Source organism: Pseudomonas sp. NFACC05-1 (assembly GCF_900100135.1).
In the GTDB taxonomy this organism is placed as follows: Bacteria; Pseudomonadota; Gammaproteobacteria; order Pseudomonadales; family Pseudomonadaceae; genus Aquipseudomonas; species Aquipseudomonas fluorescens_Q.
The window spans coordinates 15,367-30,730 of the sequence record NZ_FMTR01000008.1; the positions used below are offsets into that span (position 1 = coordinate 15,367).

Sequence of the window (15,364 nt, forward strand, 5' to 3'; positions counted from 1 at the left end):
CGGGCGGATGATTGCCTAATCTTGCAAATTGACTGGAGCGCCATGAAAGAGCTACCAATGGCCTTCGGTAGCATTTCTCATGCAACGGCCAGCAAGCCGCTCTTCATCGCGCAATTCTTGATGCTGTTGTACAGGAAGTCGACGATTTCCTGCGCTTCTTCGACGGTTTTGTCGAAGACTGCAATCAACATCTTCTCCACGTCCTCGGCCGCATAGCCCACAGCCTGGAGGAAGATGGCGGCCTGCTTCCACGCAAGTTTGAAGGTGTCTCTGAGGATCTTGCCGATTTGCTCGATCCCTTCAATGCCCTTCAGGATGCCCTGATAGACGTATTCCAACCATTTCTTCGCGTCTTGGAACAATCCGACAAAGAACTGTTTGATCTTCTCCAGCAGGATGCCTGGGAGATTTTCCAGAGGACCGATGTCGACATCCAGGTCGAAGCTGGCGATGTCATGCGTGCTGCTGGCCAAGGTGAAGCTGAACGAGGCGTTGGCAAATATTCCCTGGCCTGTGGTGCCGAAGGCCAGGTCGGCATTGATGGTGTCGTCGATGCTCAGCGTGCCGAGTGGTCCAAGATCGATGGACTCGTTAATACCGACGCTGGCCGAACCTTGTGCGTTGATTGAGTCGATACCGTCGATATCGGCCTGTAGGTTGAAGGTCGAGCCACCGAGGGTGGTGTCCTTGAGTTCAAAGTGACAATGGTCAGCTCGAATATCGATATCGATTTGCGGGCCGATACCCAGTAGATAAGCTTCACCGGAGATCATGAATGCGGGCGTTCGATAGGACGGTTGCGGGTTAGTGGCGTCCGAGAAGGTGCATAGCAGCACGCTAGGGCCGCCCGAGCCCTGGGCACCCGTGAGCTTGAACAGCTTGTCATTGCCGATGACGATTGGCGCCATTTCGACATTGAAGGCTATGCCTTTTTGGGGCATGACCTCGACCTTGATCTGTTCTCGGATCCACAGAAACTGGATATCGGCAAAAATGTGGAAGCCCTGTGGGAACGTCAATGTGGCGATGCTGACTGGCTGAGGCACGACGTACAGTTGGGCCTCCAGGGACACCGAGATCTGCCCCCCGTTACGCTGCATTTCGTAGTGGTACATCGTGGAAAGATCGAGCAGGTACCAAATCTGGTCCGGCGTGTTCACAATCAATTGGATCTGGCCACTATCCGCGGGCAGGTCAACGCCACCGGCGGCGAACATTTCACGAATTTTGGCCAGGTCGTAATGGTTCAGGGCATCGTGGTAGGTCTGCCAGTCACTGTCGAAGCTGTGCAATCGACCCACCGCTATCTGGGTGAGTACATCGCGCAGGAAACCGGGCAAGTCCGAGGCAGTAGCACCGGTCAACTCGTCAAAGACCTTGGCCAGGCTGAGGTCGCTGACAGCGCCGGCAACCATTGACTGGCTAGGTTGCACGGTGTCGATGAACACCGCCAAGGCGCTATCGATGTCGGCTATATCCAGTTCGGCGGCAAATCCGATCGAAGGTTCGCCTTCGAAGGAAATGCCAAGCTCGAACGCCAAGCTCTTGAGCTTGAATACCGAGAAGTCGAGGGTGCCGTTATCGTTTTCAACCACCATGTCGCCCGATACGAATGCGCCGTTTTCCACGACTGCCAAGCTGACATCGAAGCGCACCGGTTGCGACTCGAGGGTGGCGCGAGCGGTGGCGGTCAGATAGAACTCAACCTGTTCGGCCTGTATCTGAACGCCCAAGGCCCCGCTGAGCGTTACCGAACGATTGATCACCGTGCTGATATTTGCGAAAAGCCGTGCCTGGGTGCCGGCATCGGTGCCAATGAATATCCCCGCATTCAGGTTAGTGTCTGGCGAAATGGACAGCATCCTGGCCAGGTTTTGCAGGATCCTGTTTTGCTTCAATTGGGTCTGCGCGTAAAAGTAGAAGCCTTCCTGCAGTCCACCTGACCAGGCCGGAATAGTGATCTGTTTTGACTTGATCTGCGGATTTTGAAATAGGTCCAAAGCCGGAAAGGTGAAATCCGACTTCTTCAGCGTGGAAACGATCACCACCTGCTCGCCGGCAATGGGAAAGATATCCAGGAACGCCTGGATGGAAGCAAGTCCTGGCAGCGCCGACAGCTTGCACAGGGACAAGTCCAGGCCCAGAGCAAAGCCCCAGGTGCCTTGTTGGTCCAGGAGTTCGAAGGCCAGCGAGCCGGCGTTGGCAACCTGGGTTCCGAACGAAAGCTTGAATTGATCCTCGTTCTTGGTGATCAACAACGTCGAGTCGGTAAACGTCAAGTCGCCAAGCCCACTGGGCAGTACATCCTTGGCGTTGCATAGCCAGCCGATCAGCCCGTTCAACGTGACTTGGGACAGGGCACCCCGCAACGCTAGCCCCTGAGTGGGATCGTAAGACATGGCCAGCGTCAGGTTGTCGTCGAAGACCAGCCCGCCGGCAAACTGAGCCGAGGTCTTGGCGTTCGCTCCGAGCCCTTTTGACAAGCCGAATTGAATGTCCTCGATGGCCAGGTTGTGCGGGCCCAGTGGAATGACCCACCCTGGGGAGTCGGCCATTTCGGTGTAAAAGTTGTAGCCGGCCTGGTTATCGATGTTGACCGACAGCATGTCGATCGTCAGATCGGCCGGTGGCTGGATCGACGGCAGGTACCGCGTGACCAGCGCCTGCAGCGGCAGCGTAACCGCGTCCTCCAGTTCGCCGGCAATGAAGAAATCAGGATAGCCGGCGCTAACGTTTACTTGGGCGGCATTACCGATCAGGAACAACGCATTTATCGAAGCACCCGGTGCAGGCTTGATAAAAGGCAGGGTGACATGGAACTCAACGGATATGGATTCGAGCAGAAACTCATCGCCCAGCAGTTTCCATTGAGCGTCCGGGATACCAACGGTCAGGTAGACATAGTCGACGCTAAGGCCGATGCCCGACCCCGTCAGCGCGATCGCCGCGTCCAGCAACTGCAGCTTGCCGGCATCATGCAGGGCGTCTTGCAGTGGCCCCGGCAGGTAGTCGATTAGCGTCGAGGTGCCCGCCAGGTCCAGCAGGTCCGCCAGATTGCTCAGAGTGAAACCGCTGAATTCTCCGGTGATCACCAGCTTGCGAGTGCCTTTGGGAATCTTCGATGACAGCTCAACGGTCAGGCCGGCACTGGGTATCGTCAGCGCACCACTGATCGCCATGAATGGCTCATAGCTGGGGTTGGCCATCCACCATTTCGCACTCAAAGGACTGTAGATCGAGAAGATCGTCTGGGTAAGCGCAAGCTTTTCGGAAATGGAAACGTCCAGTCCCAGGTCCACGAACAGGCTGATGCCCGGCGGTGAGTTTTGTTCTTTCCATGGAAAATTGTTAACGATCTCGCGCAGCGGCGACGCCTGCACGGAGGGTTCGACGATGTTTCCGCCGATCGCGAAGCGGTCGTTGACGTCCAGCAGATGTTCCAGCGCCAGCAGTACGCCTCTAAGCTCAACGATGCCGGCGAAACCGAGCCCTGCGTCCAGCGACACTGGCGTCTTGGTGGAGCCCAAGTCGATATCAACGACGGTGGCATCGGTCAATGCATAGAACCATGCCGAGGTCAGCGTGAGATCGTCCAGCGCCGACGTCTGGGGAGCGGTGACACTGGAACTGAAGTCGAAGCTGACGGGCAGATCCGGGAAACTGTCGGAAAATTTCCAGTTTCGTCCTGTGCCAATCAAAGTGAACATCAACTGGACAGTGACGTCGCCGCTTTGCGGGTCGAGCACAAACGTGGCTGTTACGGGAGCGTTAGCCACTTGGCGAAAAAGCGAGGCGGTGCCGACGCGCTGCACTGTATTGCCGGCGTCGTCGGGACCGATGCTCGCATTGGAAATGGTCAGCGGTTGACGGTCGAAAATGCGCCCGTAAAAGTCGGCGAATTTTGCCGTGGTCACCGTACTGGCAACGATGGTTGTCGTCCCGTCCAGCCCTATCTTGAGGTTCTCGCGAAGCGTTTGGATATCCATGGCCATTTCTTCATCAGAGAGCGAAGTTCGCTGGGGTTATTCTTCGAGAGTCATGACGATAGGCATGTGGTCGCTGATGATCTTGGCATTCTTCATTGCCAGTTGCAGCTGCATGCGGGTGACGATCATGAAGGTGAAGCTGTCCATGATTTCCTGGAGGACGACGTTGGGAACGCAGACCTTGAGTTCCCAATTGGAGGTGATGCCACGGATGAATATGTTGTCGTAGGCGCTTGCCAAAAAGGCGTCGTCAACATCGCCTTTCTGGATCATTTTCTGGCGATTGGCGATGTCATTGACGAACGATTTCAACGAGGTAAGGGTAGTTTTTTCGCCGTCGAATATACCGGAGAACTTCAGGCTGGTCAGAGGCGCATAGGTAGCGGCATTGGCTGTGTTGTAGTTGAAGTCGCCAGAGATCAAAAAGGCCGTGTTGCCCGTGTTGATCTCGATCTCTTCGCTGAGATCTGCCAGCAACTGGATGGTCGCATCTTTCTTGTGATACTTGGGTTGGGGGGCATGCCAGAGCAGGCAGTTGAGTTCCTTGGGCTTGCCTGCGGTTCTGGCCTGCATGTTCCAGAACAATGGATTACGGTCAGCGAAAATCACCTTGGTGCTGGTGGCGACGGCCATGTTGCTGACGCTGACGTTTGCATCGTCCCAAAGCAACGCGTACTTGTCGGCGCGCCGGGCGAACGTATGGGCGACTTCAATATTTCGCTGCGACACCTCGTATTTCCACTTGCTGCCTGAGCCTACAAGCTTCTTGCGATCATTGATGGCCTGGACCAGCACTTGCACCGCTTGCTCACCCGTGCCGAGCGTCACTTCCATGACGCCGATGACGTTGGCCTGCATCTCGTCGATCAGCACGGCGATCCAGGCCGCGACGTTGACGTTGCGAAAGACGTCCTTGGCGCATTTCTTCGAGGACAGGCTTTCAATATTCCATGACATGTAATCGGCAATTTCCGGCATGGACGTTCACTCCATGTGAGGGCGATTTCGGTATCCCGGCGGTGTCAACGCTGGTTCCGCCGGGGTATCGTTCAGCTGGCGGTGACGCTGGCGGTACCTGTCAGCAGGATCTGATTGCCCACGCCTGTGATGTTCAGATTCTCAGGCGTCACCTGCAGAGTGAAACCTTCGAAATTGCCGCTCAGATCCGGTATTTGCAGCAGGGTCTGGGCCAACTGGCCTTGGATCGTTTCCTGGATCTGGCCTCCTACCACATCGTTGAGGATCGCCAGGGTAATGGAGGAGATCACACCACCGCCCAACGTCGCCATCCACGCCCAGAAATTGGAGGGCGTGATGTTGACCGATGGGCGAGAAACACTGCCGCCGCTTATACGGATGTTACGTTGCGCATCCACCACCACCTGCAGCGTCGCGGTGACTGGGCTGATGGAAATATCCCAGTCTGCCGGCCCCAAGCTGTAGCTACCGCTCAAGTTGAGCGTCAGCGTCAGGTTACCGTTGTTGACCGAAGCGCTGTAACTGTTGAGATGCACGACGGCACCGCTGGCCGAATAGGTCTTCTGTACTGTGCTCCACCACAGATTGGCGACGACCTGTTGGATCAGCGGCTCGGTGAGTACCAGGTTGAAGCCGCCATTGGATGGCGGTTGCTTTTGGCTGATCGCCACCGGCGAGAACAATCCGCCGGCCGCATAGGCGTTACCGCCATCGATCAACAGGGCGTATCCGGCAAAGGTGATACCGTTGACGGGCCCCAGCGGTATGGCGATGGCGGATATCAGGCTGTTCACCCGGCTGGCGATATCACTCTTCAAGGCGTCCAGGATTTCGTTCACAAACGGATCATCGGTGACAAAGTTGATATCGGTCACTGATAGACGCACCACACCGTTGCCATCTACTGTGGCCCGTGCACTGGCATTGGCACCGACTGTGCTGCTGGTGGGGTCCCCGCCGGCCACGGTCACGGACAGCTCCACCGGCATGCTGACCATGAAAGTTTGACCGCTACCGCTGGCGGCCAAACTGAATGTCGGTGGTGCAGATACGCTCCAGGTCAAACTCGCGTTCGCATCGGGGATGTTTGCGGTGTCGCTCAGCTTGGGCGCGATGGTGGGAAAAATGGATTCACTGGCGTTGTTCAATAACGATTGCGAAAGGCCCGCGATGAAGTCGGTGGACATGGTCGAAACTCCTTTTTCAATCAGATAGTGGCCAAGGCCTTGCGGGCTTCCGTGGTGGCGACCTGCGACAGGCTGGCGAGCAGATCGGGGTTGGAGAGCTGGCCGTTGAGCGCGGCGATGAGCTTCGTCTGGTTGGCGTCCTCATTGAGCAGTTGGTTGATGGTGGCTTTAAAGACGGTCGCCAGATCGATATCGATCGTTATGTTGCCATTGCCAACGACCGGATTGACCGACAACGCGCTGAAGTTGACGACTGCGGTATCGAGCTGTCCATCCACCGCCTCGGTAGCACTGAAGACCCCGGTCAGGTCATCGACGTGGTTGATGGTCAGGCTGAAAGTACCCGGTGGCATGTCGACGTGGTTCAGGTTGACGTGCAATTCGCCATTGGCCTGGATCTGGTTGGGTACGGCGGGGGGGCGTTGGTACCCATCCTGTGTATTGGGCTGTTTGCCATGGAAGGTCACGGTGTTGCCGTCGACGACGATCTCGGGGTCGGTTCCATTATCGAGCTTCACCTGGCTGTTGCTCAGTCCGAGGATATGCAGTTTCTTGATAACGATGTCGATCGGAATCTTTTCGATCGTGAATGAGCCCAGGTCCACTTCGGCGATGGTCAGTGGGTCCAGGGCGCTACCGTCTGGGTTGTAGAGAATCGAGGACAGGTAGAAGTCGGAGGTGGGCGTCAATAGCATGTTTTCCAGCAATTGGACGAGTTGACTGTCGGACATGATGTTCTCCTAACTGTTGAGTTGGTTGAGGATGGCTTTACGCGCGATCTGGCTGAACTCTTCCGATAGCTGCGGCGCCTGGGCGCTGAGCGCATTGTTCAGCGCTTTGGCGATCTGTGACTGGACTTCGGGTTTCTGGAACAAGCGGCCGATGATCTGCTCCAGTGAGACATCGTGAGGCGTCAGCGTCACCGACACATCTATCTGGGCACTGTCCAGGTTTGCGCTGATATCGCTGATCGTGAGCGTCAAGGCATTCACATCGGCGCCTGACGGGGTGATCGTCAGCGAGCTTCGCAGGTTGACCACAGTCGCGGTCAGGGTGCCCTGCAGTAGGACTGGCTTGAGGCCCTGCTGGGTCAGCGAGAACCCGGCGTTCACGGTGAGCGGCGGTGCCGGTGGAACGGGCTGGCTGACCGTCGGGCCCGGGCGGTCGAGCTGCCGTACCGGCCCCTCTGCCAGAGCGCCGAAATTGAGCGTGGCGGCAATCCGCGGAGTGCTGAGCGTAACCGCCGACAGCGGTGCTTGAGCGTTGGAACCGCCCGAAAGCGTCAGTTTGGTCAACTGGATGTTGGTGTACTTCAGCCCCCCATACGTCTGATCGGGTATGTCGATCTGAGGATTGGAATAAGGCTCCAGCACCGGATCCGACGAACACGCGAGTTGCCACGGGAGATACCAGTTACTGTTCGCTTCGTTCAGTGCCACGCGCGTGCGATCGAACAGGAACAGGTCCACGGGCGAGGCCGCGTCCTGGCCACTGTCGTCATTGGGCAGGCCTTGGGCAGGGAGGGGGCCGAACACACTGGACATGAGGTTCTCGGCCTGTGTGCCGAGCATGTCGTTGACGCTTTGCAAGTTGGAGGGCAAATTCAACATGCTGCTTAACGCGCCGACCATGGCTGCCTGGCCTTGGGAAGCGCTGAGCGCCTGCCTGATCAACTCAATCAGCTCATCTTTTCCCGTCAGGTCGCCATCCAGCGTGAGTTGCGTGAAGTTCAGCGTGATGGAACCGCCCTTGACGTTGGTGATTTTCAGGTCGCTCACCCCGATGGCCAGGGAACGGGTTGCGGCGCTGCCTTCGATGGTCACGCTGACCTGCGCGTTCAACATGCATTCACTGAACGCGACAGTGAACGCACCGGTGCCGATGATGTCAGTGGTCGAGGTGTCGGGAGCGTCCCCGATCAGGAGCGACTGGTCGATGCGATAGTTGCCAGACATCGTCAGCGGCGGCAAATGTGTCTGCCCCGAGGGGCCGTTATAGTAATTGAACAGCAATGGCAGGGTGATGGAGTAGCCTTGGCCCGTGAGTGTGGAGGACGACGGATTAACGAAGATGTTCTGCAAACCGTCCACCAGGACTGCAGACAGACTCAGGTACGGATACGGTTTTTTGGGATCGGGCACGGCGTCTTCGTCGTTCATCAGTGACCATACGTTGGCGAACCGCTGGGCGATATAGTTGCCATTGTCGCCGGTCAGATAGCCCAGATCCTGCTCGTCGGCATGCACCGGCAGCACCGGATTTCCATCCCCCCCTTGCATCTCCGCCAGTTGCTTGGGCAGCCATAGCTTGGCATTGTCCGGGTCGTTGAGGCACGGTTGCAGCGTGTCGAGAAAAAAACTCATCAAGGTGCTCATGGGTGCTCCGTCAGGTGCAGGGTCAGCCGTTCAATGGGCGGTCAACGACGTGTAGTGCCAGTTCCTCCAGTGCATCGCGATAGCGGCCTGGAGGAAATGGCTCGAGATAGAACAGCGCCTGCAAGGCTTCGCGCCGGGCAGCCGCGTAGGCCTTGTCGATACAGCCGCAATCACGCAAGTCGTCCAATGCATCGCCCAAACGATGCCCCGTCAATGGCGTGCCTTCGCGCAGCGATTGGCTGATTGCATGTGTCGGGCCGAGCGTCTCCATCGCATAGATCAGTGGCAGCGACAGTCGACCCAGTAACAGGTCGATACCTGACTGCTTGCCCGCCGAACTTTCGTACTCCACCACATCGAGCACGTCGTCCATGATCTGGAACGCACGACCCAAGGCGCGCCCGAAGAAGCCACCGCGGCGGGCATCACGGCTACGCCCACCGGCCAGATCGATACCCCCCTGGCAGGCCAGGCGAAACAAGACTGCGGTCTTGCGGTCAATGGTCTGGTAATAGCGCGCCAGGCGTGCATCGTGATCCTCGGGCAAAGTCCGGTCCAATTCGTCCAACTCCCCTCGGCAGATATCGAACGCGGTATCCAACACCAACCGCACCAAGGTCATGTCGCGCTCGGTATCCACGGCGGTGGCGAACCCGCGAAGCGCCTGTACGAATTGCAGATCGCCAATCAGCAGCGCGGTCTTGCTGCCGCGAGCCGCCGACACCGATGGCAGTCCTCGTCGCAGCTGAGCCTCATCCACGATGTCGTCGTGGATCAAGGTGGCCACATGCAGCATCTCCAGCGATGCCGCGCCTTTGTAGACCTTGTCGGGCAGAGGCCCATCCTGCGCGATGAGCCGCGCCGACAGGAGCATGACCAAGGGGCGTATCTTTTTACCGCCGGCAAACATCTGCCGTTCCACGTCGGTGAGGTAGGGCGCCTGCGGTTCCAACGCCAGCTCCACTTCCTGCCGGAAACGCACGAGGTCTTCGGCCAGCAGTTCTTCACTGATGCGCGCGTACACTGATGCCGACGATGCTGTCGGCTGTTGCGCGATGACAACAGCAATGGAGTCGCTTGCCGACATCATGCCTCCTGGCTGGCGAGCATTCGCAGTACGCGAGTCAGTTGGCTGGCAATGCGGTCTTCGAGGATGCCTCGGATGAAGTTGGCGCTGCCCAGGCGCGAGCGACCGACCTCACCGGCCTGGCCCTGCCACTGCGCGCTGTCAAGGTCTAGAGCCGGCACGCTCAAATTGCTGCGTTGCAGTTTGAGCGTCAGCGCGCCATCGGGCTGCTCGCTGAGGGCGAAGACGAAGCGGCTTTGCGCGAGCGAACTGGAGAAGGGGCCGCTATGCAGGGGCAAGCGGCGCTTGGGGTCGTGCAGACGCAATGATTCGGCATAGATGGACTGCACACGCGCCTGAGTCTCGGCGTCCATGATGAAACCGTGCTGGGCGCATAGATCCAGGTCGGTATCGTCATGGCTATTTTCGAGGATCCGTGACAACGCGCTTTCCAGGCCCTGGGTCTGCAACAGGAAGTTTGCCTGATTCGCAGGCGAGGCTTTATCGACAGCGCTATAGACAGCCTGGGCGGTCATAGGCACCACATTCTGCTGGGTGTTTTGGGTGGCGTTGGCAACTTGCGTCTGAAAAGTCAGCGCGGCCGTCGCGGCCTCGGGGTAGGGGTGATAACAGGCGCCGTAGAGATTGAGTTGTTGCGCTAACGCGTTCTCATTGTAGGACTGCGACGTCGTACCAAAGGACTTGTCCGTGATCGCTGGATTGACCGGCATGCCCGGTGTATCCAACGCCTGGGACGTATAGTCGGACATCTGCTCGGTGGCGCCATCGCCTATCCAGAGCTTGCGCAAACGTGCATTGGTAGTGAAGACAGCGTTGTAGGCGTCGTTGTGTTGGTTGAACATATCCAGCAGGGAGCGGCCGTTCGCAGTCTGATTCAACTGGGTACGCTGATCGTTGGCTTGCTGCAGCTGGTCATACTGTTTCTCGGTGATAGTCGGTGGATCGGTATCATCAACAGTACTCGCACCCACGGCAAAACTTGCCAGCGGCGCCATCAATCCACCGGTATCCAATTGCACCTTCGCACTTTCCAGGCCAAACAGTTCGTAGGTTCCGTTCAGTTGCATCGGCGCCAGGGTCACCACGATACGGCGGGGATCATGGTCGGGAACGATGGATAACAACGTCACTGGCGACACCGAGATGTCGTTCAATGCCAGCAGTAATTCGCCACCGTTGGAATTGCTGGGAATGTCCACATGGCTGGCCAACGGATAGGGGCCACAAGCCGATACCGAAAATTGTTGGGGCAGGGTAGCGGCCAAGGAAGCTGTGCCGGAGGCAGCCGTCAATTTCGGCAGGAAGTCGTCGATAGTAGGCATGCGATGCGCTCTCGTAGGCAGATCAGACGCTGGTAGAGGGAGGAGTGGTGATCGCCAGCGTCGCGACGATTTTCAACATCGGGCTATCGCCGATGTTGACGCTACCCAAGGTCAGAGCGCTGGGGGCGATGCGGATACCATTGGTATCGTAGTTGGGCACAGAGCCGATGGGCTCGACTTTGCCTTGCAATGCGTCCTTGGGTTTGTCCTTGACCTCTGCGGCGATGAGGGTCGCAATGGGATAGGCAACCGCGGACAGAATCTTCTGGACCAGGTTTCCTGTCGGCGTCAATTTAAACGTCAGCGACGGTACCGACGTTATCGTCGCGCTGATAGCGACGCCATCGACTGCCACGGTCAGATCGATTTCGGCGGGCGAAGGACTGATGGAAACATCGTAATCAAACATGCTCGACATGGGCGTTGCTCCGGCAAGGAATTTGAGGGTTACAGCAGGGCCGCACCGAGGGCACAACCTGCCGCCGCCAGGGCCATGCCTGCCGCAGTGAGGGTGGCCTGCGCGTTGAGCGAAGCGCTCAACTGGGCATTGATGGTCAAGGGGGCCACCTGCTTGACTGTGGCCGAGAGCGAGGAGATCGAGCCGTTGTAGCTCCAATCGGCCAGTTTCTTGAAGTCGCCGCTGTCGGAGAACGGATACCCCTGGTAAGGCTTCAAGAAAACAGCCATTGCCGTGTTGATCAGCGTATTGCTGGCGATCACGAATACCGGATCGGTGGGCCAGGTTACTCCGTCGATATCCAGCGCATTGGTGTTGGTGGTCAGCGTCGTCGCACCGAGCAAATAGCTTGCAGTGAGTTGCAGCTGTACAGGGTTGAGTGTCACCCCGTTCCAATCGAGGTTGGGCAGGTGCACGAGGGCCAGCATCTGATTAGCAGAGGTGAATATCTGCGGCAACAGCATCAGGTTGAATATGGCTATGTCCCACGCGGAGAATTTGCTCTCGTCCAATGACACTGCCACCAAGTCGAGTGCCAGTGTTCCCGGCGTAAAGGTGAGCGTGGCGTAGACCACTACGCTCGGGGCGGTACCGCCTACCGCGGGCGCAGTACCCAGCGTGTAGCTGGCCGTCAGCATCGGCAAGGTGAGTTGGACCATTGGCAAACTGGGCAAAGGGATGCTCTGGGAACCATTGGTTTCGCCGTTCGGCGCAAGCGCGGCATTCCAGATAGCCGGGGAGGGAGGGCCGAAAGCAAGGCTAGGCGCAGCACCGACATCCCAAGTCAGCGTCACTGCTCCGAGGTCTGGCAGGGTTTTGGGCAGGCTGCCCTTGAATGGGTCATTAGTGCTGGGGGCGTTCTGGTAATACTCGCCCAACAAGGTGTTGAGCTCCGTCACGCTGATGCCTGCGGCAGCGTCGAAATTGGTCATCCCTGTACCTTCCTGATGTCTGTGAGAATCCATCTCACACTCGAATGTAGCAGGTTTTTAAAAGTCCACCTTTTTTCTTAAAAATTTGTTTAAGAGGCGTCGGTTCGGCCAGATATAAGAAATGCCAGCGCTTATCGATACCTCTGGCACCCGCCCATTTCGCAAGAAACCGTAGCGGGACACTCCGGCTTCTTGCGCGACGATTCACCTCCCGGTCTACATAAGCATATTGCGCGAATGCCGTGCGCTCGCCGCCCTGGATGAACGTCTGGATGGTGCGGTCGGTGTGCAGGCGGGCACCGATGGGGCGGTTGCTACTTGCGAATCAGGGCTATGACGTATTCGCACACTTGCGCTGTGGCGTTTTCGAACGTGCAGGCTTCTTCAGGCAACCCCAATTGCAAGCAGTCGCCTTGCTCCAGGATGTAGGTGGTGGTGCCCTTGGTAAACGTCAGCGTGCCTTGCGTGGCCCACACCTGCTGATGAAGGAACGCATAGGCCGTGGCCGGGTAGCTGATACGCACGCCCGCAGGCAGTTGCACACTGATGAGCTCCAGTGGCCAACCCTCCCGCGGGGAGACTTGCTGGCGCGCGTAGCCAGTTTCCGGGTCGACCCAACGCGGTTGCTCCGCCGCCCTTGACAGAAGTCCCGAGCGTCCCTCGGCTCGATGCAACAGGGTGGAGAGGGGCAAGCCGAAAGCTCCCGACAACCGGCCCAGGATCGTCGACGTCGGGCTGACCTGTGCGTTTTCAATTTTGCTGATCATTGCCTTCGATACGCCGGATAGCTGGGCGAGCTCGCCGATGGACCATTCCCGGGCGGCTCGCTCGGCTTTGATGGTGAATGCGATGTCAATGGGTTGATTGTTCACTATAGAAGACTTCCAAATCGGGGTGATTTAATTTGAGCTTAGCGCCCGACATGCATCTTGCTGGTGCAAAAAAAAGATAATGCTCTATTTTTGTGCGATAAAATATTACAAACTTATAATCAATTGATTCTAAATGGAATTAATATCACGATTTTCATGTTTAAAAATAAATCTATTGTTCGGAACGCCTTCGATTAAAAGTATCAATTTGTTTGCGTGAATTGCTTGTTTACTATCTGAAACGCGCAGCGACATTCCGTCGCGGCCATCCAAGCTACCTTATCGTATTTGGGGGGATCTATGCCGGCTCAGCAAATGGAACAAGGCTGTCTAACGGGTGAGCAAATCATTCATTCGATTAAAGGAATGATCACGGCTTCGGGGATCAACACCAATGCGTTCTATAAAACCTTTCGACAGGCCCCGCTGCCCAAGGCAACGCTGAAGAAAGTGTTCCAGCAGTACTTTTATTACATTCGTACGTTCCCCCAGATCCTGGCGGGTACCTCGCACCGCACCGACAGCGAAGTGATTCGGATGAAGCTGGCGCGCACGGTCGTGTCCGAGCTGGGCGATGGGGTAGGCGAGGCACACTTCATCATGTTCGAGCGTGTACTTGCCGGCGTTGGCATCACGTTGGATGACTGGAAGAAGGTTGAATATATTCCCGAAGCCAGTGAGTTGGTCGATGGCCTGCGTCGAATTTTCCTCGAGGGTTCGACAGAGCATGCCATTGGTGCTCATTACGTTATCGAAGAGTTCGGCTTTCCGATGATCGCCAACCTGTACGAAGGTTTCCGCCTCTACAGCGGGTGGAAACACGAAGACTTCACCTATTTCTATCTGCACATGCTGGTAGAAACCGATCATGTGCAATGGATCAGTGACGCGGTCATGGAGGCGGCCCGGGACACTGACAACGGCAACAATATTCTGGAGGGCGCTGCCGATGTACTGAACTTGTTGACCCGATTCTGGCAAGGACTCAACCGAGTAGCCACTCACGCCTGACCGATCAATACAGGGGGGAGGGAAGTCATGGATGATTTGACATTGATTGGTCGAGTGGCGCCCTTCAGGGAGGCCAGTGCATATGCAGCATCCTCAGGAGCGTTGAACCTTTCGCAAGGGCTTCCTGAACCCCTGTTTGACAATGCCATGAATGCGGCGTTGGCCCGCCAGGTCAGGGCGGGCTGGCAGTACGCCGACCCACGCGGCGAAATGATTTTGCGCGAAAGCATTGCGGCCCACAGTGCCGGCTATGCGCCCGACAGCGAAGTGCTGGTGACCAGTGGCTGTACCGAGGCCTTGTACTTGGCCCTGTACGCAGCGTCCACGCAGTACGGCAGCCGGGTCGCGTTCTTTGAGCCTTTTTATCCCTATTACCCAGGAATGGCCACGTTGCTGGGGTTGGAGTTTGTTGCAGTGCCGTTGTCGGTAGGGGAGTCGATCGGCCCCGATTGGGCACTGCTCGAACAGCAGTTGCGCGCGGGTGTTCGCATACTGCTGCTCAATACGCCCCATAACCCGACAGGGTGGTGCATGTCCGCTGATGATTGGCAGCACCTGGTGGCGCTGGCAAAAAACCATGATTTCATGGTGATTGTCGACGAAGCCTATCGTCACTATCAGTACGACGCTGACACACCGGCGCGCTACCCCAGCCAGCAGATTCCCATGATGGTGGCAGGCAGCGCTTCAAAGTTGTTGTCCATGACGGGCGTGCGAATCGGCTGGTTATGCGCGCAGGCAACCTTCATGGAGCGAGCCTATGCCCACCACCTCTACCTGAGCTATTGCCAACCCACCCCCATACAGGCGGCCGTTGCTGTTTTGCTCGATGAGTTGACCGTCGGGCGACTGGATAGCTTGCGTGAGCACTACAAGCACAAACGCGATCGCCTGGCAGGTGCGCTGAGGGCTGCCAGGCTGGATGTCCGGTTACCGGCGGGCGGCCATTACATCATGGCCGACTATTCACGGCGGGCGCCTTTATTGTCCCCCGTTGAATTCAGTCAACACCTGGCCGCTCGTTGCGGTGTCATGCCATTGCCCGCGACGCCCTTCTACCAGGGGCCATGCCCCACCTATGTCCGGTTTTCTTTCTCGGTAGCCAAACCCATTGTTGATCAAGCCTGTGTCCGCCTGGAGGGTTTTTGAAATGGAGC

Annotated in this window: 12 protein-coding genes; 2 read left to right on the plus strand and 10 right to left on the minus strand. The window is 57.4% G+C overall.

Features of this window, described 5'->3' with window-relative positions; all coding sequences use genetic code 11:
• Positions 1-77 precede the first annotated feature (77 nt).
• The 10 genes from BLO97_RS14275 to BLO97_RS14320 all read right to left on the minus strand — a co-directional run bounded on the left by BLO97_RS14275 (position 78) and on the right by BLO97_RS14320 (position 13,196).
• Entirely contained in the window at positions 78-3,986 is a 3,909-nt protein-coding gene (locus tag BLO97_RS14275; protein WP_092346349.1) for a hypothetical protein, read from the minus strand.
• A 36-nt stretch (positions 3,987-4,022) separates the two neighbouring features.
• Complete coding sequence (locus BLO97_RS14280; protein ID WP_092346351.1) at positions 4,023-4,964, minus strand: exonuclease/endonuclease/phosphatase family protein; 942 nt, start codon at positions 4,962-4,964, stop codon at positions 4,023-4,025.
• Between the two features lie 71 nt (positions 4,965-5,035).
• Positions 5,036-6,151, minus strand: coding sequence for a hypothetical protein (locus BLO97_RS14285; protein WP_063321280.1), 1,116 nt, complete (start codon positions 6,149-6,151; stop codon positions 5,036-5,038).
• Between the two features lie 20 nt (positions 6,152-6,171).
• The gene (locus tag BLO97_RS14290) at positions 6,172-6,882 is read right to left on the minus strand and encodes a hypothetical protein (RefSeq protein WP_092346353.1); all 711 of its coding nucleotides are present in this window, start codon (positions 6,880-6,882) and stop codon (positions 6,172-6,174) included.
• Between the two features lie 9 nt (positions 6,883-6,891).
• Positions 6,892-8,526, minus strand: a complete 1,635-nt coding sequence (locus BLO97_RS14295) for a hypothetical protein (RefSeq protein WP_092346355.1) — start codon at positions 8,524-8,526, stop codon at positions 6,892-6,894.
• A gap of 22 nt (positions 8,527-8,548) precedes the next feature.
• Positions 8,549-9,613, minus strand: coding sequence for a polyprenyl synthetase family protein (locus tag BLO97_RS14300; protein WP_139197684.1), 1,065 nt, complete (start codon positions 9,611-9,613; stop codon positions 8,549-8,551).
• Positions 9,613-10,935 (minus strand): hypothetical protein, encoded by a 1,323-nt coding sequence (locus BLO97_RS14305; protein ID WP_092143521.1) that lies wholly within the window; start codon positions 10,933-10,935, stop codon positions 9,613-9,615. Before BLO97_RS14305 ends, BLO97_RS14300 begins: the two co-directional genes overlap by 1 nt.
• A 22-nt stretch (positions 10,936-10,957) precedes the next feature.
• Complete coding sequence (locus tag BLO97_RS14310) at positions 10,958-11,353, minus strand: hypothetical protein (RefSeq protein WP_063321276.1); 396 nt, start codon at positions 11,351-11,353, stop codon at positions 10,958-10,960.
• A 29-nt stretch (positions 11,354-11,382) separates the two neighbouring features.
• Positions 11,383-12,324 carry a hypothetical protein gene (locus BLO97_RS14315; RefSeq protein ID WP_092224555.1) on the minus strand — a complete coding sequence of 314 codons (942 nt, stop codon included), beginning with the start codon at positions 12,322-12,324 and terminating at the stop codon, positions 11,383-11,385.
• Between the two features lie 314 nt (positions 12,325-12,638).
• A complete protein-coding gene (locus BLO97_RS14320; protein ID WP_086936583.1) occupies positions 12,639-13,196 on the minus strand; it encodes a helix-turn-helix domain-containing protein in 558 nt (185 codons plus the stop codon).
• A gap of 366 nt (positions 13,197-13,562) precedes the next feature.
• Between BLO97_RS14320 and BLO97_RS14325 the strand changes: the two genes are divergently transcribed.
• Both BLO97_RS14325 and BLO97_RS14330 read left to right on the plus strand, forming a co-directional pair.
• Positions 13,563-14,207 (plus strand): iron-containing redox enzyme family protein, encoded by a 645-nt coding sequence (locus tag BLO97_RS14325; protein WP_003201856.1) that lies wholly within the window; start codon positions 13,563-13,565, stop codon positions 14,205-14,207.
• Positions 14,208-14,234: 27 nt separating this feature from the next.
• Positions 14,235-15,356, plus strand: coding sequence for a pyridoxal phosphate-dependent aminotransferase (locus BLO97_RS14330; protein WP_092346357.1), 1,122 nt, complete (start codon positions 14,235-14,237; stop codon positions 15,354-15,356).
• Positions 15,357-15,364 lie beyond the last annotated feature (8 nt).

What these genes read in the sequence shown, in the direction of transcription:
- BLO97_RS14275 (WP_092346349.1), bottom strand. Translation starts at nt 3,986, where the DNA reads ATGGATATCCAAACGCTTCGCGAGAACCTCAAGATAGGGCTGGACGGG.
- BLO97_RS14300 (WP_139197684.1), bottom strand. Translation starts at nt 9,613, where the DNA reads ATGTCGGCAAGCGACTCCATTGCTGTTGTCATCGCGCAACAGCCGACA.
- BLO97_RS14290 (WP_092346353.1), bottom strand. Translation starts at nt 6,882, where the DNA reads ATGTCCGACAGTCAACTCGTCCAATTGCTGGAAAACATGCTATTGACG.
- BLO97_RS14305 (WP_092143521.1), bottom strand. Translation starts at nt 10,935, where the DNA reads ATGCCTACTATCGACGACTTCCTGCCGAAATTGACGGCTGCCTCCGGC.
- BLO97_RS14330 (WP_092346357.1), top strand. Translation starts at nt 14,235, where the DNA reads ATGGATGATTTGACATTGATTGGTCGAGTGGCGCCCTTCAGGGAGGCC.
- BLO97_RS14315 (WP_092224555.1), bottom strand. Translation starts at nt 12,324, where the DNA reads ATGACCAATTTCGACGCTGCCGCAGGCATCAGCGTGACGGAGCTCAAC.
- BLO97_RS14310 (WP_063321276.1), bottom strand. Translation starts at nt 11,353, where the DNA reads ATGTCGAGCATGTTTGATTACGATGTTTCCATCAGTCCTTCGCCCGCC.
- BLO97_RS14325 (WP_003201856.1), top strand. Translation starts at nt 13,563, where the DNA reads ATGATCACGGCTTCGGGGATCAACACCAATGCGTTCTATAAAACCTTT.
- BLO97_RS14285 (WP_063321280.1), bottom strand. Translation starts at nt 6,151, where the DNA reads ATGTCCACCGACTTCATCGCGGGCCTTTCGCAATCGTTATTGAACAAC.
- BLO97_RS14280 (WP_092346351.1), bottom strand. Translation starts at nt 4,964, where the DNA reads ATGCCGGAAATTGCCGATTACATGTCATGGAATATTGAAAGCCTGTCC.
- BLO97_RS14295 (WP_092346355.1), bottom strand. Translation starts at nt 8,526, where the DNA reads ATGAGCACCTTGATGAGTTTTTTTCTCGACACGCTGCAACCGTGCCTC.